Annotated in this window: 16 protein-coding genes; 9 read left to right on the forward strand and 7 right to left on the reverse strand. The window is 61.4% G+C overall.

Annotated features, from left to right (window positions below):
* Window positions 1–44: 44 nt before the first annotated feature.
* Window positions 45–2,546 (forward strand): PAS domain-containing hybrid sensor histidine kinase/response regulator, encoded by a 2,502-nt coding sequence (locus Q5H92_RS04285; RefSeq protein ID WP_305010258.1) that lies wholly within the window; start codon window positions 45–47, stop codon window positions 2,544–2,546.
* A gap of 125 nt (window positions 2,547–2,671) precedes the next feature.
* Here Q5H92_RS04285 and Q5H92_RS04290 read toward each other — a convergent pair whose 3' ends face one another.
* Entirely contained in the window at window positions 2,672–4,033 is a 1,362-nt protein-coding gene (locus Q5H92_RS04290; protein ID WP_305010259.1) for a sigma-54-dependent transcriptional regulator, read from the reverse strand.
* A 156-nt stretch (window positions 4,034–4,189) separates the two neighbouring features.
* On the opposite strand from Q5H92_RS04290, the gene Q5H92_RS04295 reads away from it, so the two are divergent.
* Window positions 4,190–5,581: a CBS domain-containing protein gene (locus tag Q5H92_RS04295; RefSeq protein ID WP_305010260.1), complete on the forward strand. Its 1,392-nt coding sequence runs from the start codon at window positions 4,190–4,192 to the stop codon at window positions 5,579–5,581.
* Between the two features lie 6 nt (window positions 5,582–5,587).
* Here Q5H92_RS04295 and Q5H92_RS04300 read toward each other — a convergent pair whose 3' ends face one another.
* Window positions 5,588–6,418, reverse strand: a complete 831-nt coding sequence (locus Q5H92_RS04300; protein ID WP_305010261.1) for an ATP-binding cassette domain-containing protein — start codon at window positions 6,416–6,418, stop codon at window positions 5,588–5,590.
* A gap of 42 nt (window positions 6,419–6,460) precedes the next feature.
* Between Q5H92_RS04300 and Q5H92_RS04305 the strand changes: the two genes are divergently transcribed.
* Window positions 6,461–7,120, forward strand: coding sequence for a transposase (locus tag Q5H92_RS04305; protein WP_305010262.1), 660 nt, complete (start codon window positions 6,461–6,463; stop codon window positions 7,118–7,120).
* Between the two features lie 72 nt (window positions 7,121–7,192).
* On the opposite strand, the gene Q5H92_RS04310 is transcribed toward Q5H92_RS04305, so the two are convergent.
* From Q5H92_RS04310 to Q5H92_RS04330, 5 genes are all read right to left on the reverse strand, one after another.
* Entirely contained in the window at window positions 7,193–7,966 is a 774-nt protein-coding gene (locus Q5H92_RS04310; RefSeq protein ID WP_305010263.1) for an ABC transporter permease, read from the reverse strand.
* Window positions 7,967–8,111: 145 nt separating this feature from the next.
* Window positions 8,112–9,890 carry an OmpA family protein gene (locus Q5H92_RS04315; protein WP_305010264.1) on the reverse strand — a complete coding sequence of 593 codons (1,779 nt, stop codon included), beginning with the start codon at window positions 9,888–9,890 and terminating at the stop codon, window positions 8,112–8,114.
* 284 nt (window positions 9,891–10,174) lie between these two features.
* On the reverse strand, window positions 10,175–11,170 hold the full coding sequence (locus Q5H92_RS04320) for a hypothetical protein (protein WP_305010265.1): 996 nt from the start codon (window positions 11,168–11,170) through the stop codon (window positions 10,175–10,177).
* 4 nt (window positions 11,171–11,174) lie between these two features.
* Window positions 11,175–11,888, reverse strand: a complete 714-nt coding sequence (locus Q5H92_RS04325; RefSeq protein ID WP_305010266.1) for a hypothetical protein — start codon at window positions 11,886–11,888, stop codon at window positions 11,175–11,177.
* A 318-nt stretch (window positions 11,889–12,206) separates the two neighbouring features.
* Window positions 12,207–13,385: a LacI family DNA-binding transcriptional regulator gene (locus tag Q5H92_RS04330; RefSeq protein ID WP_440137017.1), complete on the reverse strand. Its 1,179-nt coding sequence runs from the start codon at window positions 13,383–13,385 to the stop codon at window positions 12,207–12,209.
* Between the two features lie 325 nt (window positions 13,386–13,710).
* On the opposite strand from Q5H92_RS04330, the gene uxuA reads away from it, so the two are divergent.
* From uxuA to Q5H92_RS04360, 6 genes are all read left to right on the forward strand, one after another.
* On the forward strand, window positions 13,711–14,955 hold the full coding sequence (gene uxuA / locus Q5H92_RS04335; protein ID WP_305010268.1) for a mannonate dehydratase: 1,245 nt from the start codon (window positions 13,711–13,713) through the stop codon (window positions 14,953–14,955).
* Between the two features lie 57 nt (window positions 14,956–15,012).
* Complete coding sequence (locus Q5H92_RS04340) at window positions 15,013–17,100, forward strand: alpha-glucuronidase family glycosyl hydrolase (protein WP_305010269.1); 2,088 nt, start codon at window positions 15,013–15,015, stop codon at window positions 17,098–17,100.
* Between the two features lie 26 nt (window positions 17,101–17,126).
* Entirely contained in the window at window positions 17,127–17,957 is an 831-nt protein-coding gene (locus tag Q5H92_RS04345; protein ID WP_305010270.1) for an SDR family NAD(P)-dependent oxidoreductase, read from the forward strand.
* 204 nt (window positions 17,958–18,161) lie between these two features.
* Window positions 18,162–21,239, forward strand: a complete 3,078-nt coding sequence (locus tag Q5H92_RS04350; protein WP_305010271.1) for a SusC/RagA family TonB-linked outer membrane protein — start codon at window positions 18,162–18,164, stop codon at window positions 21,237–21,239.
* Window positions 21,240–21,384: 145 nt separating this feature from the next.
* On the forward strand, window positions 21,385–23,154 hold the full coding sequence (locus Q5H92_RS04355) for a RagB/SusD family nutrient uptake outer membrane protein (protein ID WP_305010272.1): 1,770 nt from the start codon (window positions 21,385–21,387) through the stop codon (window positions 23,152–23,154).
* A 176-nt stretch (window positions 23,155–23,330) separates the two neighbouring features.
* Complete coding sequence (locus Q5H92_RS04360) at window positions 23,331–24,956, forward strand: GH35 family beta-galactosidase (protein ID WP_305010273.1); 1,626 nt, start codon at window positions 23,331–23,333, stop codon at window positions 24,954–24,956.
* Window positions 24,957–25,059 lie beyond the last annotated feature (103 nt).

Raw genomic sequence — 25,059 nt, forward strand, 5'->3', positions numbered from 1 at the left:
CTGCCAATGGCCATTCCGAAGCAATCGTAAACCCTGCCGCCGCCATGCCCGATGCGCCAGATGCTTCTGAAGCCCCCTGTGCCGCGCAGTTGGCGGCCGAGCGCGCCTGCCACGCCCAAACCACCGCCGAGCTGGCTGCGCTGAAGGTGCGGGTAGCCGCCCTGGAGCAGCAGCTGAGTGCCGCAGCCGGCAGCGCCCAGCGCCAGCGCACGCAGGTGCTCGCGGCGCAGCGGGAGTTCTACGAAGCCATTCTAAACGCGCTGCCGGTGGAAGTGGTGGTGTGGGACGACCAGCAGCGCAGCGTATTCATCAACTCCGCCGCCCTGCCCGACCCGGTCCGGCGTGGCCAGGCCATTAGGCAGCTTCCTGGGGGCTACTTCGCGCTGTACGACTCAGCGCCGCCGCCATTGGCCGTGAGCGAGCAGCGCGAGTACCAGTTCAGCATGGCCGCGGATACCAGCGCCGACGTCATCTTCGAGGAACTGACCACCGACGCGCAGCAGCAACAAACGCTCATCATGCGCCACCTGCGCCCGGTGTGTCACCCCAACGGCACCCTGCGCCTGACCGTGAGCCTGGGCATCGACATCACGGCGCGGCTCTTGGCCGAGCGGCAGCAGGAACAGCGCAAAGTGCAGGCCATGCTGCGGTCGCAGCAAAAATTCATTCAGCAGATAATGGATACGCTGCCCAACGCCCTGTATCTGGTGAATGCGGACGGCAGCCTGACCTCAACCAACCGGGCCTTCCGCGACATGGCGGCCATCACCCGCCACTCGCAGGGCGACGCCACCGACCCGGTGGTGCAGGAGGAACTGCGGCAGATAACGCTGTTCAACCAGCAGGTGCTGGCCACCGGGCAAGCCGAAACCCGGGAACTGACCTTTACCACCGTTGCCGGGGAAAAGATTTATTACCAAGTATATAAGCGGCCGATAAAACAAGTGGGCGGCCAGACGGGAGTCTTCACCATCACCACCGACGTGACGGCCCTGCGCAAGGCCAGCCTGGAGCTGGAGCGCCGCGAAAAGCAGTACCACGACCTGGTGCATTATTCGCAGGCCCTTATCTGCACCCACGACCTGGAAGGCCGGCTGCTCTCGGTGAACCCGGCCATTGAGCGCCTGATGGGAGCACCCGCCACGCAACTGGTGGGCCACAACCTACGCGAGGCCCTGCTGCCAGAGCGCCACAGTGCTTTCCAAGCATACCTGGACGGGGACGAATCGCTGCTGGCGCAGCCCCGCATTGCTTCCATCCGCACCCACACGGGCGAGCTGCACTACCTGCAATACTACACCTACCGCGTGACCGAAGAGGGCTACCCGCCTTACGTGGTAGCCTCGGGCTACGACGTGACCGAGGGCCACCTAGCCCAGCAGGCCCTGCGGCAGGCCAAGCAGCAGGCCGAGGAGAACACCCAGGCCAAAGAGGCCTTCCTTTCCCGCATGAGCCACGAAATTCGCACGCCCCTCAACGGCGTGCTCGGCATGGCCGCCCTGCTCCAGAAAACTGACCTCACCACCGCGCAGCAGGAATACCTGCGCACCATGCAGCACGCCGGGCGCCACCTGCTGGCCTTGGTGAACGACGTGCTGGACATGGCCAAAATCACCGCCCAGCACGTGCAGCTCGAAAATGCGCCCTTCGACCTGGCGCTGGTGCTGCAAGGGGCCGGGCAAACGATGGCGGCCCTGGCCGAGCAAAAGGGCTTGGCTTTCACCGTTGAGCCGCTGGCCACTGACCCGGCCCGCGTGGTAGGCGACGCCTACCGCTTGCACCAAGTGCTACTCAACCTGCTCGGCAACGCCATCAAATTCACCGAAACCGGCAGCGTGCGCCTGGGGGCCGACGTGCTGCACGACACGCCCACTGGCCTAACCCTCCGGTTTTGGGTGGCCGATACCGGCATTGGCATGACCGCCGACGAGCAGGCGCACATCTTCGAAGCCTTTGCCCAAGCCAATGCCGAAACCAGCCGCCGCTTCGGCGGCACGGGCTTGGGCCTGGCCATCAGCCAGCAGCTGGTGGCCCAGATGGGCGGCACCCTGACGCTAAGGAGCGAGCCCGGCCAGGGTACTGTTTTCTCTTTCCGGCTGGTGCTGCCCCGCGCGGCGGCCAGCGCGGCGCCGGTGCCGGCCACCCCTGGGGTTTCGTGCGAGAAGCTGCGCGGCCGGCGCATTCTGCTGGCCGAAGACAACCTGGTGAACCAGCAGATTGCCCGCATTGTCCTCGAAAACCAGGGCGTGCACGTAACGGCTGTCGATAATGGCCTCGCTGCCCTCGCGCAGCTGGAAAACGAGGATTACGACGCCGCCATTCTCGACATCCGCATGCCCGGCCTGAGCGGGGTGGAAGTCACCATCGCCGTGCGTCACCAGGGCAATGCCCACCGCGCCGGTATTCCCATCATCGCCCTCACCGCCAACGCTTTCGAAGCCGACCGCGCCACGTACCTGGCCGCGGGCATGAACGCCTGCCTCACCAAGCCCTACGAGGAAGCCGCCCTCTGCCAGCTCCTGCTGGATTTGACAGAAAAGAGTTAGCCGAAAAATCTACAGCCCGTCATGCAGAGCGCAGCGAAGCATCTCGCGTGTGGTGGTAATTATTTATCAACGAATGATTTACTTCCACACGCGAGATGCTTCGCTGCGCTCTGCATGACGTAATTTTATCCCAGCCCGTACTCTTCCAGCTTACGATACAATGTCGTCAGCCCGATGCCCAGTCTTTTCGCCACGTCGGGCTTATTCCCCTCCAGCTCGCCCATCAGTTTGCTAATATGCCGGGCCTCCAGCGCCCGCAGGCTTTCGTCGGCCGCGTCGGCACCGGGCCGGGCGGGGCGGCCCAGCGCGTGGAATTCATCGGGCAAATAATCAGCCGATAACAACTCGCCATTCGGGGCCAGGATGGCGGCCCGTTCCAGCACGTTTTTCAACTCGCGGACATTGCCGGGCCAGGGGTAGCGTTGCAGCATGGCCAACGCTTCTTCGGAGAGGCCAGGGAGGCGTTTGCTGAGGCGGGCGGCGAAGTGCTGGAGGAAGAAATTGGCCAGCGGCGGCACGTCGGTGGGCCGGTCTTTGAGGCTGGGGACGAGGATGGTGAAGACCGAGAGGCGGTAATATAAATCGGGGCGGAAGCGGCCTTCGGCGGCTTCCTGCTTGAGGTTGCGGTTGGTGGCGGCCACCAGGCGGAGGTTGACCTTGGTGGGCTTGGTGTCGCCGAGCTTGGTGAAGCTCTGGCTTTCGAGCACGCGCAGGAACTTGGCCTGCACGTTGAGCTCCAGCTCGCCGATTTCGTCCAGAAACAGGGTGCCGCCGTTGGCTTCTTCCAGCAGGCCCTTTTTGTCGGCCAGCGCGCCGGTGAAGGCGCCTTTCTTGTAGCCAAACAGCTCGGATTCGAGCAAATCTTTGGGAAAGGCGCTGCAATTGACGGCCACGAAGGCCTTGCCCTGCCGCCCGCTGGCCTGGTGGATGGCCTGGGCAAACAGCTCCTTGCCGCTGCCGGTGGGGCCTTCGAGCAGCACGGTGCTGTCGGTGGGCGCTACCTGGCGGGCCAGCTGCTGCACGCGCCGCAGCTCCACGGAGTCGCCAATCATGGACTCGAAGCGGTACTGCTGGCCCACGCGGCGCTCCAGCTCCGTGACGCGCTGGCGGAGGCGGGCTTTTTCGGCGGCGCGCTCCACCACCACCACCAGCTGCTGCTCAAAATCGCCCTTGGTGAGGTAGTCGAACGCGCCGAGCTTCATGGCCTTCACGCCGTCGGGGATGGTGCCGAAGGCGGTGAGCAGCACCACTTCGGCATCGGGGGCGGCGGCTTTGAAGCGGGGCAGCAGGTCGACGCCGTTGGCATCGGGCAGCTTCACGTCGGAGAGCACGAGCAGGATGTCGGCGGCGTGTTGCTGGAGCAGCTCCAGGCCGCGGCGGGCGTCGGGGGCTTGCAGCACGGTGTAGCCTTCCAGCTCCAGCACCTGGGCCAGCAGCTGGCGCAAGCGCGCTTCGTCGTCGATGATGAGCAGGGTACCGGTGGGCATTTAGGGAGCTAGAGGAAGATGGTGTTATGAATGATTAGGCAAGTTAAAGCTGTATGTGAAGAGCCTTCCCAAGATTACAAGTGTTTATGAACTAACTCTGCTACTTTTGGCTGCCTTAAGTGTCAGAAAAAGAGTAATCACACTCAAAACCTAATCATGCCTATACCTGCCGGAGATTTAGTCCAAAACCAAATTGTGATTTCTGTCAAGCTTTATACAACTCTTGCCGAAGCACTAAACCTAATGATTGAGCATGATTTCAGTCAGTTACCAATTATTGATATTAAAAACAGACCATTAGGGGTAGTTACAAGTGCTTCAATAGCTCGGGCGCTATTACGATTTGGTGTTAGGGCAGAGGAGCTAAATGTGAGTGATGCAATATTGAAAATTCCCACTTATCAAGCAGATGAAGACTTGCTATACATACTTGATAATATGTTGATGCACTCTGCTGTATTCATTGTGAATGCAGCAGGGGCACTACTTGGTATTATAACAGAATACGATACTACTCAATATTTTCGGCAGCGTGCTGAAGATATCGTTCTGTTGAACGATATAGAAAATACTCTGAAAGAACATATTTTAAATGCCTACGGAGCCTCTGAAAATGAAAGTGCCGAACTGCGTGAGGCAATTAATGGCTTGAGTAGCTCATGGAATGGAATTCGCAAAAAGGGAGAGCTGATGCTCAAAGCATATTCTAAAAGCAAGCAAATAACAACCGTTAAAACGGAAATTGATGAGCATATCGATAAGTACTTTCCGTTGAAGGAAGAATTAAAGATGTTTCATGACCTAACGCTTTCAGAATTCATCCAGCTAAGCCAAAAAGCTTGGGTTAAACTAAATGACGCTTTCAAAATATCTGGCCCTGCATGGACAAAGATGATAGAGGAAGTTCGTGAAATACGCAATAAGCTTGTTCATTTTAGGGGTGATATTTCTCCTGTTGAGCGTCATAACCTCCGCTTCTGTGCTGATTGGTTTAAAGCTCATCAACTGAACCCTCTGGAGGAAGAGAGTACAGTTGATAATTCTCCCGCTGAAAATGGAATGAATGGAGAAGCAACTGAAGTTGCTCCAGTCCAAAATGTTGTTCCCCGTAAAGAAGACGTGGAGAGAGCAATCAAAAACAAATATTTATTATTAACCAATTACTTGAAAAACCTTGACGTACAAGGCAAGAGAGGAAATGTTAATTTAACATTCGCTTACATTCAGGAAATTATAAAAGGTAAATTACCAACTGCTGCCTTTGCACATGCAAACTGGTGGACTGATGTTTCGACACATTCCCAACAGTGGTTAGAGACGGGATGGAAGGTTCGTGGTGTTCAGTTCGGTGGAAATAACCCTCATGCTTCCTTTACTTTTTGGCCACTAATTGATACGGAAATAAAAGAACCTTGGCAATTTGTTTATTGGGCTAATCATTTGGATTGTACAAATCAAGAGCTTCAAGATGCTATAAACAAGGTCGGTGAAGAATCTGATTTGGTTGAAATTCATGTTAAATTGGAGAAGGGGAAACAAGAAGAATGATTCTTTCTAACTCCCCCGAATCTCATTCTTGATGTGCTCGACGAACTGGGCGAATTCGGGTTCGGCTTCGACGTTTTCGTGCCAGGCGAGGCCCATTTCGGCCAGGTTGTATTGGTGCTGGGGGCTGATGGTGGCGCCCGGCACAAGGGCCCCGGCCGCGTCGTGCTCGTAGCCGAGCAGCCAGAGGCGGTCGGCCAGGGCGGTGGTGGTCACGATGTCGTGCGAGACGATGATGACGGTGTTCAGCTCGTCCATGGTGGTGACTTCGACGATTATTCTTTTCACTTCGTCAATCATGGCCACGTCGAGGCCGGAGAAGGGCTCATCGAGCAGGATGAGGTGGTCGGAGCAGAGCAGCTGCTGGGCGATGGCCGCCCGTTGGCGCTGTCCGCCCGAGAGCAGGGCCGGGTACTTGCGCCGGTGCGGGGCCAGGCCGAATCGTTCGAGGTAGGCGTCGACGTGCTGGCGGGCGTCGGCGGGGGCGTGCTTGCGCTGGGCGGCCACCAGCAGGTTGTCGTGCAGGGTGCGGTGGTCGAAGAGGGGGTAGCGCTGCTGTACGAAGCCCACCATGCCGGGCAGCACGGGCTGCTGGGCGAGGCCCACTTCCACGGTGCCGGTGCCGGGGGCGATGAGGCCCGCCATGATGCGGCACAGCACTGACTTGCCGATGCCCGAGCGGCCGTAGAAGCCCACGACCTGGCCCTGGCGCATGTTAGGCCGCGTCACGTCGAGGACCTGGGCGTTGATGTCGCGCAGGATGGGCTCGTTGTTGAGACTGATGGAGACGTTGGTGAGCGTCAGGATGGGGTCGCGGTAGGCGTAGGTGTGGGCAGTCATGGCGGATTGTAGCGTGGACTCTGCGAGTCCGCGCTTTCTAGGGTGATACTTGGGGTTTTGCGCGGGCGATGCGCGGACTCGCAGAGTCCACGCTACATTGCGGCTGTGTCGGATTTGATAAACTATGAGCGGAATCTGCCGCACCGCCTGCCGCCGGGCGAGGTGGTTTTCCTGACGTTTCGGCTGGCGGGCTCGCTGCCCCGCACGGTGGTGGAGCAGCTTCAAGCTGAATTAGAACTGGCTCAGCAACGCTTTGAATCAGAGCCCGCGCAACGCTACGCGGCACAGAGACGGTATTTCGGGCGTTTCGATGACCAGTTGAACAAAGGCGCATACGGCCCGACGTATTTGCGGCAGCCGGCTATTGCAACACTGGTGGCGGAGTCGTTGCGCTATTTTGATGGTACAGGCTATGACCTGCGGTGCTACTGCCTGATGCCGAACCATGTGCATTTGGTGGTGCGGGTTTTGGAAGAAGCGCCGCCGCTGGTGAAAACCTTACAACGGCTGAAAAGCTACACCGCTACGCAGGCCAATAAGCTGCTGGAAAGGGATGGTGCTTTCTGGCAGGCCGAGAGCTACGACCATTTAGTGCGAAAAGGAGAGTTGGAGCGGGTGGTGGCTTACGTGCTGGAAAATCCGGTGAAAGCAGGGTTGGTAGAGGATTGGGAACAGTGGCCCTACACGTATTGGGCACTGTAGCGTGGACTCTGCGAGTCCGCGCATCGTTGGGCGGTAAGTCGTTCGCCCAGGCGCGGACTCGCAGAGTCCACGCTACGCCGCGCCCAGTGCCGAGTACGGAAAAAACACCCGCCGCAGCAGCACAAACACATAGTCCTGCGCCGCCCCGGTCGCCAGAATCACCAGCTGAATGGCCAGCACCCCATCCAAGTGCAGATACCGGTTCTGCTTGTAGAGCAACAGGCCAATGCCGCCTTCCGATTGGTACAGCGTTTCCACGAGTGTAATCATGGTCCAGATGATGGCGAAGTTCTGGCGCACGACCTCGAGCATTTCGTCGAGCTTGCCCAGCACGACCACCTCGTAGAAGCTGCGCCACTCGCTCATGCCCAGCGTGCGGGCGTGGTCCATTTCCTCCTGCGTGGTGGTCAGAATCACGCTCGTCATGCCCGTGACCAGGTACACGGTGGCCCCGAAGATGAGCACCGAGAGCTTGACCTGGTGACCGGAGCTCACCATCAGGGCCATGAAGAAGGTCAGGCCGGTGAGGGTGAGGTAGCGCATCTTGCTGGCCGCGTAGGCGATGGGCCGGAAGAAGGGCAGCGCCGTGAGGTAGGAAATGGCCAGCGCCAGCACCGTAGCCACGGCCAGGGCTTCGATGGCCGTGGTCATACTGGCCCACAGCTCCTGAATGAGGCCCTGCGTGGTGATGAGGTCGCCGAGCGAGCGGACGACTTCGCCCAGGCTGGGGAAAAGCTGCATAGGGTAAAACAGCCACAGCAACAGCAGAATCGAAGCCTGGCCGATGACCATCGTGGTGAACACGAGGCGGGCTGGCTGGGCGTTGGGGGCGAACAGGGATTTCATGGGCTGTAGCGTGGACTCTGCGAGTCCGCGTCACGAGCGCAGCGAGTATCGTCGGCTGCGCTCGTGCTTAGGAAAGAGTTGTAGAATTCGGACGACAATACTCGCTGGCGCTCGTGGCGCGGACTCGCAGAGTCCACGCTACATGTTAATTACCCAGCACTACCTCCACGCGGCGGTTTTTGGCTTTGCCATCGGGGGTGGCGTTGCTGGCAACCGGCTCGGTAGCGCCGTGGGCGTACACTTGGATGCGGCCGTCGGGAAAGGCGCTGTGGCTCTTGGTTTCGAGCCAGTGCTGCACGGCCATGGCGCGGTCTTCGGAGAGTTGCTGGTTGCGGCTGGGGTCGCCGGTGTTGTCGGTGTGGCCGTGCACGGCCACTTTCAGGCGGCCGGCCACCACCAGGTCGTTGAAGAGCTGGTTCAGCTCGCGCTCAGCGGCGGGGGTGAAGCTGCTCTGGCCGCTATTGAATTCGATGTTCCAAGCACGCTTGCTCACGCTCTGGCGGATTTCGTCGCCGGCGGCAAATTGCTGAGTTTCGGCCGGGGCCAAGGCTTTGCCCTTGTACTGAGTCTGTAGCTGTTGCAGCGGCTTCAGGTCCAGCATTTCATTGAGCGGCACGTAGCTGGGCAGCTCCTTGGGGTAGAGCTTGCTCTGCACATCGCCGAAGGTTTTGTACACCGCCGCGTAGATGTTGGTGCCGCCTTCATCGAGGCCGAACAGGCTAAGGTTGTCGCTGAAATTGAAGGCTTTGCTGCCGCCCAGCTCCACTACTTCGCCGTTGCGGTCGGCCTCGCTCACGCCTTTGTAATACTTCAGCCAGTAGGCACCTGGCTTGTCCTGGTCGCCATACACGGTGGCTTCGATGTCGGCGGCGCGGCTCAGGGCTTCGGGGTGCGATTTCACCTGGTCGCCGGCCACGGCGAAGGCCGTCATCAGGCCCATTACTTCTTTGGGGTGGGCATCGTACCAGCGCTTGGTTGTCACCATGATGTTGGGCATCTGGTTAGAGTAGTCCTTCGTGCTCACGATGTTAACGAGGCCGCCGCGCTGCTTGGCGATGTTCACGTCGCCGGGCGTCCAGGTGGCCACGGCGTCGGCCACCACATCTACTTTCACGCCGGTGTTTTTGCCATTCACCACTTTGGTACGCGCTTCCGGCTTGCCAAGAATGTACTTCTCAGCGGCTACCAGGAAGTCGCTGGCGGCCATGAAGTTCACAGCTTCGGGGTCGTAGGTGGTTTCGTCGGGGTTCACTTTCAGGCCGTTGTCGGCGCACCATTTTAGGGCGATGTTCTGGTCGCCGTCGCGCAGGTAGCAGGCCACGGTTTTGCCCAGGGCGGTTTTGGGGTTGTCGAGCCATTCTTTCGGGCCCATCAGCTTGTCCTCACCGAAGGATTTGCCCACCGAGTAGGGGATAATCTGCAGCTGCGTGCCGGCCTTTTTCAGCTCCGTTTGCACGGCCGAGAAGCCGGGCAGGCCGTCGCCCATGATGCTCACAATCAGGCCCGGCGTGGCGGGGTTGCTTTGCAGGTCGAGGGCGTTTTTCACCAGGTCGGCTTGCATCTTGCTCACGTCGTCCTGGCGCACAATCTGCATATCCAGGCCATTGGCTGCGGCGGCCGAGCCCATCGTGGAGCGGGGGCCGCCGTTGGCCAGCATGCCGGCCATCTGGCTGTTCCAGGCCATCACCTCCCAGGTGAGGGGCGTGCCCTTGTCGGCCGGAGCAGTGCCGGGCAGTGGGGCCAGCGGCACCACAATGTTGGCCCGGTTGCCACCGGTGGCGGTGGGCAGCTCAATAGAGTTGAGCATCACCGACTGCGTATCGGCCTTCTTAAAGAGCGTGTTGCTGGCAATCAGCTTGTTGATACCGAAGTAGAGGATGCCCACCAGGAGCAGTCCAATTAAGATTTTACCGCGTGTTGTCATTTCAGTAAAGGCAAAAGAGGGGTGGAACGCCCGATTAGGGCGTTAGTGTTGAATTCGTTTTTGGAAGGTTGATTAGCAGCTGGCAGCAGCTTTAGCGGCGGTATGAAACGGTCATGCTGCGCGCAGTTGAAGCAGCTCTACCGCTTCGTTGGGCTGGTTGGATTACTTCAGCACGCGAGATGCTTCGATTCTCTGCTTGATGCGCAGAATGCTCAGCATGACGTTCTACCAGCGAATCGTCGCCATGTCCCAGCAGGCCCACCAGGCCGCAGGCCAGCAAAAAACTAGTCAAGCAGGCTAGAATAGGCATCATCGGAGGCTTTTTTGGTGGTGGCGAATGACTGTTGGGCTTGCGGCCTCTCGTTGAGCACGGCGTTGAAGTCGCCGTTTTGGTACTTGCTGAGCAGGGCCTGGCCCTTTTCGGACATGACGCCGTTCTGGATGTCCATCTCCTTGACGAACTCCTGCGAGTAGCGCATGGCCTGCTTGATTTGGCCCAGCTGCTGGGCCATGTCCTGGGCCACGCGGTCGGTGGCCAGGTCGAAGAAGTACTTCTTGTCCGGGTCGCCGCGCAGGATGTTCATCGCGGCCCGCATGCCCGAGCTGGTGCGCTTCACCAACTCGTATTCGTCTTTCAAGAGGTTGACCTTGAACTTGGAGCCGTCAATCTGGCGCAGGGCGGCTTTCAGAATCTGGCGCATGACCACGCTCACGTTGGCCGTGGTGGTGGCCATGGGCTGCAGGCGCTTGTTGTAGTCTTCGAGCTGGGCGGCGCGGCTGGCGTAGCTCTCGGCCATGTCCTTCTCGTTCTGGCGGGCGGCCGAGCTGGCCAGGGCCAGGTACTCTTTCATCTGCGCATCGTTGGCGGCCAGCTTGCGCTTCACCAGCTCGTGCGCGCCCTCGATGTTGGTTACTTCGGCGTCCATCTTGCGGGCCTCCTGCTCGGTGTTCTTGATGTAGTCCTGCATGATGCCGATGGGGTCGGTGTTCACGAAAATCCCGGCCATCGTGCGCAGCACCCGCTGCCCGGCATACCACAGCCCGGACTGAATGCGCTTATTTGTCGCCAGCAAAAACAGTACGAACAGCGCCCCCAGCCCAATGCCCAGCTTCACGGTGTCGAACACCATGTCGACCAGGAAGGGCAGAATCACGCCCCAGTAGTACACGGCCGCGCCGGCCAGGCCCAGGAGCACCACGCGGCCGGCCATTTTCTCCGGCTTCTGCCACTTGGGGAGACCGGTATCGTTATCAGAAGTAGTTGGGAGCAAGGTATTCATGGCGTTAGGCGTTAGAAGAAGTGGTGGAAGAGGGAGTGTTGAGGAAGTTTTGAGCGGCCTGGCGGTGGGCCTGCAAGTCGGCGGCGGCCGCCGCGTTGGCCAGTTCGTAGGAGGCCAGAGCGGCTTGGGTTTTCTGCTTTTCGGCCTGCGCCTGTTGCTGGATTTCGCGCAGTTGCTGGCTTTTCTGGGCGAGTTGCTCGGTGAGGGCCGCTACCTCGGCCTGCAGCTGGGTTTCGCGTTGCTTTAGCAGCGCCAGCGGGCCGGGTGCGGCTTTCGTGTCGGGGCCGTGCCCGGTAGGGCTTTCGCCCATCTTTTCGCGGTGCCGCTGCAACACCCGGGCGCGGTCTTCGGCCAGCTTGGTGGCCAACTGCTCGGCCGAAGCCAGCAGCGCCGCCTGGTTCGTGCCAGTGAGGGCCGCAAAGGCGTTGAAAGCCGTTTGGTAGAGTAGTGGGCCGGTGAGGCCGCTGCTGGCCATGCTGTTCACCATTTTGGCGTAAGTGCCGAAATCCTTGCCGTCGCCCGCCAGTAGGCTGGCAATGTGGTCGAGGTGGCGCTGCTCGGCCTGGGCTACGAGCTGGCCCGCATCAGCTAGCGGGGCAGCGCCGTTGCCGGGCGGCACCGGGAGCGGCCTGGGCATAGGCGCTGCGGCTGGCGCCGTTGCATCTTCTTCAACGAAGAAGCCTTTGGCGGCTTTGGTGAGGTTATCGAGAATGGCCATGGTAGCGTGCGTTTGGTGACTTGCACCTTATGCCAATACCAATGCCGGGCTGTCGATAATTCTGTGAAAATTGTTGTTTATTTTAGTAATCAAGTAGTTAAATAAAAATCCCCGTTGAGCGCACGGCTCAGCGGGGACAAATTTTTCCAAAATGGAAAGGCTGATTTTTCAAATCAGCAAGGGAAACAGAACGTCATGTCGAGCTTGCCGAGACATCTCGCGTGCCAGAGTAAATAATTGCTCCAGTACGCGAGATGTCTCGGCAGGCTCGACATGGGGTTCTTAATGTCGCGAGACAAGCTGCTTGCTTACAATACCTTATATGCTCAGTCGGAACAAATCCCCCTCGCCCTTGAGCGAAGACTGCCGGATAATCAAATCGCCCGAAATCACGAAGGTACGGGGCTGGAAATTCTCCTTCTGCTGCACCTGCTCCAGGAAAAGGCGGGCCGCCTGCTGGCCGATGCGGTAGGGGTGGAGGTCGACGGTGGTGAGGCCGGGCTCAATCATGGCGGCCATGAACTCGTCGCCGTAGCCCACCACGGCCATGTCGCGCGGCACGCGCAGGCCGCGCTTTTTCAGGGCCACCAACAGGTCGAATGCATTGGTGTAATTGATGGCGAAAATGGCATCAGGCGGCTCGGGCAGGGCCAGCCAGGCATCGAGGGTGGCTTCGGCTTCTTCGGTGCGAAACTCGATATGCACCTCGTACTCCGGGCGCAGCGGCAAGCCGTAGCGCTTCAGGGCGTGCTGGTAGCCGGCCAGGCGGTTGCGGCTGATGAGCAGCGACTCGGGCCCGGCCAGGATGGCAATGCGCCGGGCGCCCTGCTGAATAAGGTGCTCAGTCACGTTGAAAGCACCGTTCCAGTCGTCGAGAATGACCTTGGCGCTGTCCACTTCGTTGCTCACGCGGTCGAAATGCACCACCGGAATGCCCCGGCAGGCGGCGGGCTTCACGTGGTCAAAGTTTTCGGTTTCGCGCGAGTGGCAGATGAGCAGGCCATCGACCTGGCTGGCCACCAGCGCCTGCACGTTGCTCACCTCGGTGCGGTATGATTCCTTTGATTGACAAATCATTACCCGGTAGCCGGCCTCTGTAGCTACGGCCTGAATGCCGCTCACGGCCGTGGCAAAAAACGGCCGCTCCAGGTCCGGAATCAGCACGCCCAGGGTGTGAGTTTCGCGGCTCTTTAGGCTCTGGGCCAATAAGTTGGGCTGGTAGTCGAGTAGGCGGGCGGCCTCTAGGATGGCTTGGCGAGTGACGGGGCTGATGTCGGTGTGCCCATTCAGCGCCCGCGACACCGTGGACGAGGCCACGCCCACCGCCTTGGCCACATCGCCGATGGTGGTTTGGGTGCGGCGGCGGTCGGGCGCGGCCCCCTTCTTTTCCTCGGTGAAATGGTAGTCGCACGACTTGCAGAGGTAGCGCTGCCGGCCCCGCACAAAACCCGCTTTCAAAACCGAATCAGAAAGCTTGCACTTCACGCAGGTTGCCATACCGAATAGGACTTAGGTTAGAATTAAGCGTTGCAAACGGGTTTTGACCCTATGCGTTGTGAGTACTCACTCAAATATAAGTCAGAAAAAAAAATTTCAACCTGCAAATCGCAAACTTATCTATCGGCATCGTTTCCGGAAACGATGCCGATAGTTTTGGTGCGAAAACATTGAAATTTGGCCTGTTTTATCGGAATCAATTCGGGGTGTTGTGTTCTACATTCGATGGTAAGTCGGCCAAACGACCTATCGACCGCGTTTTCGGTGTTTCGTTTGGTAGTCTTGTCTGGGTATAACACAAATTGCATTTTACCTGTCAATTGCCATGCTGCACACCATGCGCTGGTTCGGGCCCCACGACCCGGTTTCGCTGTTTGACCTCCGGCAAGCCGGCTGCACGGGCGTGGTTACGGCCCTGCACCAGCTGCCGGTGGGCGCGGTGTGGCCCGTAGCCGAGATTCAGGCCCGCCAGCAGCTGATTGCAACTGATAATGCTACGCATTCGCCGCTGCACTGGGCCGTGGTGGAAAGTCTGCCGGTGCACGAGGACATTAAAAAAGGCCGGCCCGCGCGCGAGCAATACATCGCCAACTATCAGGAGTCGCTGCGCAACCTGGCGGTCTGCGGCATTCGCACGGTGTGCTACAACTTCATGCCCGTGCTGGACTGGTCGCGCACCAACCTGAGCTACGAAATGCCCGACGGCTCGCGCGCCCTGCGCTTTGTGTGGCAGGATTTCGCGGTGTTCGACCTGTGCATCCTGCAGCGCCCTGGCGCTGTGGCCGACTACGAGGCGTCGGTAGCAGAAGCCGCCCGCCAGCAGTTTGCCGCCATGAGCGCCGAAGAAGTAGCCGCCCTCACCAACACCGTGCTGTTAGGCCTGCCAGGTTCGGAGGAAGCATTTGAGCTGGCCAATTTCCAAAGCCTGCTAAACGAGTACGCGGCCATTGATGCCGACGCGCTACGCGAAAACCTGCACTATTTCATTCAGCAAGTGGCGCCGGTGGCGCAGGAGCTGGGCATCGGCCTGTGCATTCACCCCGACGACCCGCCGTATCCGCTGCTGGGCCTGCCCCGCGTGGTGAGCACCGCCGACGACTTGGCGCAGCTATTTGCCGCCTGCGACGTGCCGGCCAACGGCCTGACCTTCTGCACCGGCTCTTTGGGCGTGAGGGCCGATAACGACCTGCCGGCCATTGCCCGGCGCTTTGCCTCACGCATTCACTTCATTCACCTGCGCGCCACCAAGCGAGAGGAAAACCCACGCAATTTCCACGAAGCCGACCACCTGACCGGCGACGTGGACATGTACGCCGTGGTGCGCGAGCTGGTGCTGGAAGAGCAGCGCCGCGCCGCCAGCGGCGAAGGCGTTACGGCCATCCCGATGCGCCCAGACCACGGCCACCAGATGCTCGACGACCTCAAGAAGAAAACCTACCCTGGTTACTCTGCCATCGGCCGCCTGCGCGGACTGGCCGAGCTGCGCGGGCTGGAATACGGCATTCGGCGCGGGCTGGCGGCCGAAGCGCCGCCTCGGCCGCGCCACGCCATCGCCCAGCAACTCGCCTGATTATTCTCCCCTTCCCAAATCCCACCCATGTTGCTCCGGTCACTTCTATTATTGCTGATGCTCGTTGCCGCCGCGCCGCGCTGCGTGGCCGACGACGGCTATCGGCTGTGGCTGAAGTATGACCTCGTGGCCGATGCCGGGCAGCGGGCGCAGTACCGGTCCGCGGCGCAATTCATTGCCAGCAATGGCTCTGATGCGGTGCTGAAAACGGCGACGACCGAGCTGCAACGCGGCTTGCAGGGCCTGTTGGGCCAGCCGGTGCCGCTACTTGCCAAAGCCGAGAGTAACAAGCGTGGCATTTTGCTTTTAATTGATGCATCTGCAAACGTTTCCGGTAGCTCGGCCAGCCGGGCTGGTTTTCGCATTTCTACGCAAGGCCGCAACATTCTGGTGACGGGTAGGAGCGGAGCGGGAATACTCTACGGCGTGTTTGCGTTGCTACGGCAGATGCAAACGGGGCAGGCCATCGCGAGCCTGAATATCAGCAGCAGCCCGCGCATTCAGTACCGCCTGCTCAATCATTGGGACAACCCCAACGGCACGGTGGAGCGCGGTTATGCGGGCAGCAGCATCTGGAAATGGAACGAACTGCCCCAGCGGCTCGACCCGCGCTACACGGACTATGCCCGCGCCAATGCCTCCATCGGCCTCAACGGCGTGGCCATCAACAACGTGAATGCCAGCGCGCGCTACCTCACACCGGAATATATTGAGAAGGTGAAGGCGCTGGCGGGCGTGATGCGGCCCTATGGCATCCGGGTGTATCTGTCGGTGTTCTGGGCGGCGCCTAAGGTGATTGGCGGGCTGAAAACGGCCGACCCGCTGGACGCGCAGGTGAAGCAGTGGTGGGCCGCCAAGGCCGATGAGATTTACCAGCAGATTCCGGATTTCGGCGGCTTTCTGGTGAAGGCCAACTCCGAAGGCGAGCCCGGCCCGCAGGACTACGGCCGCAACCACGCCGAGGGTGCCAATATGCTGGCCACGGCCCTGGGCCAGCACGACGGCATCGTGATGTGGCGCGCTTTCGTGTACAAGGCCGGCAGCGCCGACCGGTTCAAGCAGGCCTACGAGGAGTTCAAGCCGCTCGATGGGCAGTTTTCGCCCAAGGTGCTGGTGCAGGTGAAGAACGGACCGATTGATTTCCAGGCCCGCGAGCCCTTCCATCCGCTGTTTGGGGCCATGCCCCAAACGCCGCTGGTGCTGGAAGTGCAGCTCACCCAGGAGTACCTGGGCATGGCCACGCACTGGGTGTACCTGGCGCCGCTTTTCAAAGAGTGTCTCGACTCGGACACCCAAACCAAAGGCCCCGGCTCGACGGTGGCGAGAGTGGTGGACGGCAGCCTCGACCAGCACCGCATCAGCGGCATCGCGGGCGTGGCCAACATCGGCACCGACCGCAACTGGACCGGCCACCCCATGGGCCAGGCCAACTGGTACGCCTTCGGCCGGCTGGCCTGGGACTACACGCTGACGTCCAAAGCCATTGCCACGGAGTGGACCAAAATGACGCTGACCCGCGAGCCCCAGGCCGTGGCCACCATCGTGGACGTGATGGACAAGTCGCGCGACATCTACGTGCGCTACACCACGCCGCTGGGCCTGCACCACATCATGGGCCAGAACATTCACTACGGCCCCGAGCCCTGGCTGGCCGAGGCCGGCCGGCCCGACTGGACGGCCGTGTACTACCACAAAGCCGACGCCGAGGGCCTGGGCTTCAACCGCACCGCCACGGGCTCCAACGCGCTGGCGCTGTATTCGCCGGGCGTGCAGCAGGCGTGGGGCGACCCCAAAACTTGCCCGCTCAACTACCTGCTCTGGTTCCACCACGTGGGCTGGCAGCAGCCGCTCCGCACCGGCCGCACGCTCTGGAACGAGCTGGCGACGCGCTACTACACCGGTGCCGACTCGGTGACGTGGATGCAGCAGCGCTGGGCCAGCGTGCAGCCGGCCGTGGACGCGGCCCTGCACGCCGACGTGACGGCCCGGCTCGAAATCCAGCGGCGGGAGGCCCTGTGGTGGCGCGATGCCTGCGTGCTCTATTTCCAGACCTATTCCAAACAACCGATTCCGGTGCCCTTTGCGCCGCCGACGCGCACCTTGGCCGAGGTCAAGACCTTGGTCGACCTCTACCAGCTCAAATAATTCAGCTCTGAAAAACTGACGTTGCCATGAAAAACCTATCCTCCTCCAACGGCCAGAATGGCCACGCCGAAGCAGTTATCACCGAAGCCCAGCAGCGGCACGCCGACGTGTTTTCCCTCGATGGCAAACTGGCCCTGATAACGGGCGGCGGCACGGGCATCGGTCTGGCTATTGCGCGCTGCATGGCCGAAGCCGGGGCCACGGTGGTCATCACGGGGCGGCGCGAGGCGGTGCTGCAGGAAGCCGTGGCCGACCTCGGCGAATCGGTGCAGTACGTGGTGAACGACGTGACCGACCTGTGCGGCATCGAGGCGATGGTGGCCGAGGTGGAAGCCACCCACGGCCCGCTCGATATTCTGGTGAACAACGCCGGTATCAACCTCAAAAAACCGGCCTTGGAAGTGACCGATGAGGATTTCAACCGCATTCTGCACACCAACCTGCACTCGGTGTTTGCCCTCACCCGGGCCTGCGCCAGCCGCATGGTGGCCCGCGGCAAGGGCTGCATCCTGATGATTTCGTCGATGGCCGCCTACTACGGCATCGACCGCGTGGTGGCTTACGCGGCCTCCAAATCGGCGGTGGAGGGCATGGTGAAGGTGCTGGCCTCGGAGTTTTCGGGCCACGGCGTGCGGGTGAATGCCATCGCGCCGGGCTTTATCGAAACCGCCATGAGCCGCACGGCCATGAACTCCGACCCCGACCGCCGCGACCGCGCCATGCGCCGCACGCCCATGGGCAAGTTCGGCCAGCCCGAAGACATCGGCAATGCGGCCGTCTTTCTGGCTTCCGATGCGGCCCGCTACATCACCGGCGCCTCCCTGCCCGTGGACGGCGGCAACTCCATCGGCTTTTGATTCTCAAGTAGCAAGATAAAGGTAGCAAGTAGTTAGATGATAGTCGATTATATGATAGTCAGGCTGCGGAATCTTACTACTTACTACTAGATACTAACTTCTAATAACCCACCACACAAAAACCCACTCATTATCATGCGAGCACCTTTATCTGTCATTGCGCCTCGGCCGTTGCGGCCCTGGGCGCCAACCCTGGGGGCAGTTTTGCTTCTGGGCAGTCTGCTGCCGTCGGCGGCCTGGGCGCAGGCCGGGCGCACGGTGTCGGGCACCATCACGTCGGACACCGGCGAGGGCTTGCCGGGCGTAACGGTCATCGTGAAAGGCACCACCATCGGGGCCACTACCAACGCTTCGGGCGAGTACTCGCTGACCGTGCCGGAGGGCAGCAGCACGCTGGTTATCAGCTCGATTGGTTATGAGAAGAAAGAGGTGGCCATTGGCGCCTCGGGCAGTGTAAATGCCCGCCTGACCACCGAAAGCCAAGCCCTGAACGAGGTGCAGGTGGTGGGCTACGGCACGCAGAAGAAAAGCCAGGTGACGGGTGCCATCTCGTCGGTGGATGAGCAGGCCCTGCGCGACGTGCCGGTGGCCAACGTGGGCCAGGCCCTGCAGGGCCGCGCGGCCGGCATCACCATTTCGAGCAACGGCACCTCGCCGGGCCAGGCGCCCACCATCCGCATCCGGGGCAACCGCTCGCTTTCGGGCTCGAACGACCCGCTGCTGGTGGTGGACGGCGTGCCCTACGACGGCAGCCTCAACGACCTCAACCCCGACGACCTGACGTCGGTGGAAGTGCTGAAAGATGCGTCTTCGACGGCCATCTACGGGGCCCGCGGCGCCAACGGCGTCATCCTCATCACCACCCGCCGGGGCAAGGCCGGCGCCGCCCGCGCCACCTACAGCGGCTACTACGGCATGAAGCAGGCCTACGGCAAGTTCGACATTCAGAACGGCCAGCAGTACTACAACTACAAGCTCGAAGCCTACCGGGCGGCGTCGGCTACCGGCACCTACGACCCCAACTCGGCCACGTTCCTGACCACCGACGAGCGGGCCAACTACGCCGCCGGCAACACCACCGACTACCAGAGCCTGCTGCTGCAAAAGGGCCACATCCAGAACCACTCGCTGGGCGTGAGCGGCGGCACCGACCAGACGCAGTACTCGGCCTCGCTGGGCTACTACGACGAGACGGGCATTGTGCCGGTGCAGCGCTTCGAGCGCTACTCGGTGCGCGGCACGCTCGACCAGAAAATCGGCGGCCGGGTGAAAGTGGGGGTGAATAGCCTGAACACCTTCACCGACGAAAAGGACCCGAACGTGAACGTGCTCAACCAGATTATCACCACCAGCCCCCTGGCCTCGGCCTACGGGCCCGATGGCCAGCTGGTGCTCTACCCCAACGGCGACAACGCCGGCTCGAACCCGCTGACGCTGTACGTGAAAGATGCCCACCTGGACCGCCGCCGCCGCCTGCGCAGCTTCAATAGCCTCTACGGGCAGGTGAACATCCTGAAAGGGCTGGACTACCGCCTCAACGTGGGCCTCGACGGCCGCACCCAGGCCGACGACAGCTTCTACGGCTCCATCACCCCGCAGCAGGGCGGCGGCGTGAACTCGGCCGCCAGCGGTTCGTCTATTGCCTACAACCTGCTGGCTGAGAACATTCTGACATATAACCGCACCATCGCGGAGAAGCACGACCTGAACGTGACGGCCCTCTACAGCCGGCAGACCTTCCACAACGATGGTTTCAGCGGCGCGGTGCAAAACACGCTGGCCAACTACCAGCTCAACACCAACCTGGGCGCCGGCACGCCCACCGGTGTCAACAACACGAACCGGCAGCCCATTGACTGGGCGCTGGAGTCGTACATGGCCCGCATCAACTACTCGTTCGATAACCGCTACTCGCTCACGCTCACCACGCGCATCGACGGGTCGTCGCGCCTGGCGCCGGGCAATAAGTACAAGCAGTTTCCCTCGGCCGCCGTGGCCTGGAACATCGCCAACGAGAACTTCCTGAAGGGGGCGCCTTGGTTGAGCGTGTTGAAGCTGCGGGCCAGCCTGGGCCGCGTGGGCAGCACCGCCATCAACCCCTACCAAACCCAGGGCCTGCTGCTCACTGGCATCGGCCAGGGCGCCTACAACTACGGCAGCACGGGCGCCGTGGGCGTGGTGCCGGGCAACATCCCGAACCCCAACCTGGGCTGGGAATACACCACCACCGCCAACGCGGGCCTGGACTTTGGCTTCTTCGACAACCGCCTGACCGGCAGCGTGGAAGTCTACCAGCAGCGCACCAGCGACCTGCTGCTGCCCGACGCCCTGCCCACGGCCAGCGGCTATGGCTCCTTTGTGCGCAACGCGGGCCAGACCCAAAACCGCGGCGTGGAGATTTCGCTCACCACGGCCAACGTGCGCTCGGCCAACCCCGGCGGCTTCGAGTGGAGCACCGACTGGAACTTCACCGTGAACCGCGAGCGGGTGCTCGACCTGAACCTGTACAACGCCGACGGCACCGTGCGCGACGACATTGGCAACCAGCGCTTTATCGGCCAGCCGCTGTACGTGATTTACGACTACCGCAAGCTGGGCATCTGGCAAACCTCGGAGGCCGACGTGGCCAAGAAGTACGGCTCGAAGCCCGGCCAGATTAAGGTGGAAGACGTGAATAATGACAACAAAATCGACGCCAACGACCGGGTGGTGGTGGGCTCGCGCCAGCCCAAGTTTGAGGCCGGCCTCACCAACCGCTTCCGCTTCAAGGGTTTCGACATGGCCATTGTGGCCCTGACCCGCGTGGGCGCTACCGTGGTCGACCCGTACTCCTTCGGCCCCAGCTACTACGCCACCAACACCGGCCGCCGCAACCAGCTGAACTTCGACTACTGGACGCCCACTAACCCCACCAACGAGTACCCGCAGCCCGACCAGAGCACCCGCCCCAACGAGTGGCCCACCTACGGCTCGACGCTGGGCTACCACAGCGGCACGTTCATCAAGGTGCGCAGCATCGACCTGGGCTACACCATTCCGGCGGCCTGGGCCAAGTCGGCCTTCATGAGCTCGGCCCGCATCTACGTGCAGGTGCAGAACCCCTACATCTGGGCGGCCGACAAGTACTTCCAGCGCAACAAAGCCATCGACCCCGATGCCCTGTCGTACTCGTCGCGCTTCGACACCACCAACGGCACGGCCGCGGCCAACATCGGCTTCCAGGGCGGCAGCAACTACCCCGTCACGCGCTCCTTCATCGTGGGCGTCAACCTGGGCTTTTAAGGTAGTTGTCAGTTGTCAGTTGTTGGTTGTCGGTTGCTAGTCAGTTTCTTGACTTCGATGGATAACCAAAACAGACAACTGGCAACCAACAACTGACAACCAATTCCCACCCCTTCAACTTTCCAGCGCCTGGCGCTCTTTTGATATGAAAAAAATAGTAATAGCTACGCTGAGCACGGCCGTGCTGCTGTCGGCCACGAGCTGCAACAAAGACTTCCTGGACGAAACTCCGCAGTCGGTGCTCACGCCGGCTTTCCTGCAAACGCCGCAGGGCGTGGAGGCCGGCGTGACCGGCGTGTATTCGGGCCTGCGCCAGATTTACGGCAACGACTCGGGCACCTTCACCACCGAGGCCGGCACCGACCTCTGGACGACCGGCATCTCGGCCAGCAGCGGCCTGAGCGACTACGACAACACGGCCCTGACGCCCATCAACGACGGCTCGCACTCCTTCATCTGGACCGTGTGCTACCAGCAGATTAACAACGCCAACGGCGTGCTGAAGTACGGCCCGGCCGCCACGGGCATGGCCCCGGCCCGCCTCACGCAGCTGCTGGCCGAAGCCAAGCTGCTGCGGGCCCAGTACTACTTCGTACTGGTGCAGGACTTCGGCGATGTGCCCCTCATGCTCAACTTCGTGGATTCGCCCACCAAGGACATTGTGCGGGCGCCCATGGCCGATGTATACACCCAGATTATCAAGGACCTGAATGAGTCGCTGGCGACTATTGCCGATAAGCCGGCCCAGCCCGGCCGCGTGACGCGCGCCACGGCCCTGCACCTGCTCTCGAAAGTGTACCTGACCCGCGCCACGGCTATCCCAGCGGGCGCTACCGCCGACTACACGCTGGCCGCGCAGTTCGCCAAGGAGCTCATCGACAACCAGACCCGCTACGGCCTGGCCCTGGAAACCGACCCGGCCAAAATCTTTGAAGAAGGCAACGAGAACGGCAAGGAAGTCATCATGAACGCGCAGTTCAGCGGCGACGCCACCTTCAACCGCATCGACGGCTTCACCTTCGGCGGCGAGAACGTGCTGGGCTTCCAGTACCGCAGCCGCTACGACAAGATGCCCAACATGGCCCGCGATGTGAACAACGGCCGTCCCTTCGCCCGCCACGTGCCCACGTACTTCCTCGAAAACGCCTACATCCTGAACGATGCCAGCGGCAACCCGCTGGAGTCGGGCGCCAGCCTGCGCACCACCGACACCCGCTACAATAAGTGGTTCACGACGGTGTACCGCGTGAACTCGCCCGGCGCCAACGCCGGCCGCACCACGGCCGTGGTGGGCGACACCGCCGCCTGGTACCCCGGCCGCCAGCTCTCGGCCGGCCGCCTGGCCCAGATTAACGCCCGCCCGGGTGGTTCCTACGTGGTGGTGCAGCCCAACCAGTACACCACGGAGTACTTCCCCACGATGAACAAGTTCGACTCGCGGGCCCGCACCTCGGTGAACGGTTTCTCGACCCGCCCCAACATCGTGTACCGCCTGGCCGAAACCTACCTGGTGGCCGCCGAAGCCTATTTCTACCTGGGTAACGTGAACCAGGCCCGCGACTACATCAACGTGGTGCGCCGCCGGGCCGCCGCCACGGGCCGCGCCACGCAGATGGAAATTACCAGCGCCCAGGTCAACCTCAACTTCATTCTGGACGAGCGCGCCCGCGAGCTGTGCGGCGAGTTCACCCGCTGGTACGACCTGAAGCGCACCAACCAGCTGCTGGTGCGCGTGCGCAACACGGCCTACTCGCCCGCGCTGGTGACCCGCGCATCCGGCACCGGCTTCACGGCCGGCGGCAACTACGGCTCGAATGCCGCGACCAATATCCGCGACTACCACGTGCTGCGGCCCATTCCGCAGACGGAGATTGACCGCACCAGCGGCAAAATCACCCAAAACCCTGGCTATTAGAATTTGATAGCACATTAAAAGAACGTCATGCTGAGCGTAGCCGAAGCATCTCGCGTGTGGGAGTAACTCAATCGTGAAAACGATTCTGGAGAGTGGTGGCAAGCCAGATGCTTCGACTACGCTCAGCATGACGTTCTTAATTTATTTCTCCCACGCCTTACCAACCCCATCCTTCTTTGCAACCCAAACTTATCCTGCTTTTTCTGCTGCTGGTGCTGGCCTTTGGGGCCCGGGCGCAGCCCGTGGATGGCAGCCTGCCGCGGCTGGTGAAAACCGGCCCGAGCACCCAATTATTGGTCGATGGCAAGCCCTACTTCGTGCTGGGCGGCGAGCTGGGTAATTCCGCCGCCTCCAGCACGGCGTACATGCAGCCCGTGTGGCCGAAACTCAAGGCGCTGCACCTGAACACGGTGATTGCGCCGGTGTATTGGGAGCTGATGGAGCCGCAGGAAGGCAAGTTTGATTTTACGTTGGTGGACGACCTGCTGCGCGACGCCCGCCGGCACCAGATGAAACTGGTGCTGCTCTGGTTCGGCAGCTGGAAAAACAGCATGTCGTGCTACGCCCCGGCCTGGGTCAAAACAGACCTTAAACGCTTCCCCCGCGTGGAAGACGACAAGGGCGTGCCGCAGGAAATCATGACGCCCTTCGAGCCCCGCAACCTGGAGGCCGATAAAAAAGCCTTCGTGCAGCTCCTGCAGCACCTGCGGGCCGCCGATGGGCAGCAGCACACCGTCGTCACGGTGCAGGTCGAGAATGAAATCGGCATGCTGCCCACCGCCCGCAGCTACGACGCCCGCGCCAACGCGGCGTTCAAGCAGCCCGTGCCGGCCCCGCTGCTCACGTATTTGCAGCGCGAAAAAAAGTCCCTGAAGCCCGAGTTTGCGGCCATCTGGCAGCGCCAGGGTGCCAAAACCAAGGGCACCTGGGAAGACGTTTTCGGCAAGGGCCTGGCCACCGACGAGATTTTTATGGCCTGGCACTTTGCCGCCTACACCAACGCCATCGCCGCCGCCGGCAAAGCCGCCTACCCGCTGCCCATGTACGTCAACGCCGCCCTCAACCGGCCGGGCTGGCTGCCGGGCCGCTACCCCAGCGCCGGGCCGCTGCCGCACGTCATGGACGTGTGGCTGGCCGCGTCGCCGGCCATCGACATCCTGGCCCCCGACTTCTACAACCCGGACTTCAAGCACTGGTGCGACCTCTATACCCGCGGCGGCAACCCGCTGTTCATCCCCGAAATCCGTTTTGAGGACGGCGTGGCGGCGAAGGCGTTTTACGCCTTCGGGCACTACAACTGCCTGGCTTTTTCGCCCTTTGCCATCGAGGGCAGCGACACGCTGAAAGGCGCGCCCATCGGCAAAGCCTACGAGCTGCTGCAGCAAATGAGCCCACTGCTGGGCCGGCATCAGCCGAAAGGCCAGGTACAGGGTTTCCTGCTGCAAAAGGACTCGGCGGCCAGCGTCTTCACCCTGGGCGACTACCGCTTCACGGCCCGGCACGAGTACACGCTGGGCTGGTCGCTGGGCGCGAAAAAGCCCGATTGGACGCCCGGCGGCGGCCTGGTGGTGGCCGTGGCGCCCGACGAGTTCTACGTGGTGGGCACCGGCCTGGTCCTCACCGCCGAGCCCACGGCCGCGGGCAAGCGCGCCGGCTACCTGAGCGTGGACGAAGGCGTTTTTGAAGGTGGAAAGTGGGTGCCCGGCCGCCGCATGAACGGCGACCAGGACCACCAGGGCCGCCACGTGCGCGTGCCCGGCGACGAGTACAGCATCCAGCACGTCAAACTTTACACTTACTAATTATCAACGTCATGCCGAGCGCAGCCGAGGCATCTCGCGTGCTTCGTTGAACCAATTGATTTACTGAAACGAGCGAGATGCCCCGGCTACGCTCGGCATGACG

The organism is Hymenobacter mellowenesis (assembly GCF_030581005.1).
Taxonomy (GTDB): Bacteria; Bacteroidota; Bacteroidia; order Cytophagales; family Hymenobacteraceae; genus Hymenobacter; species Hymenobacter mellowenesis.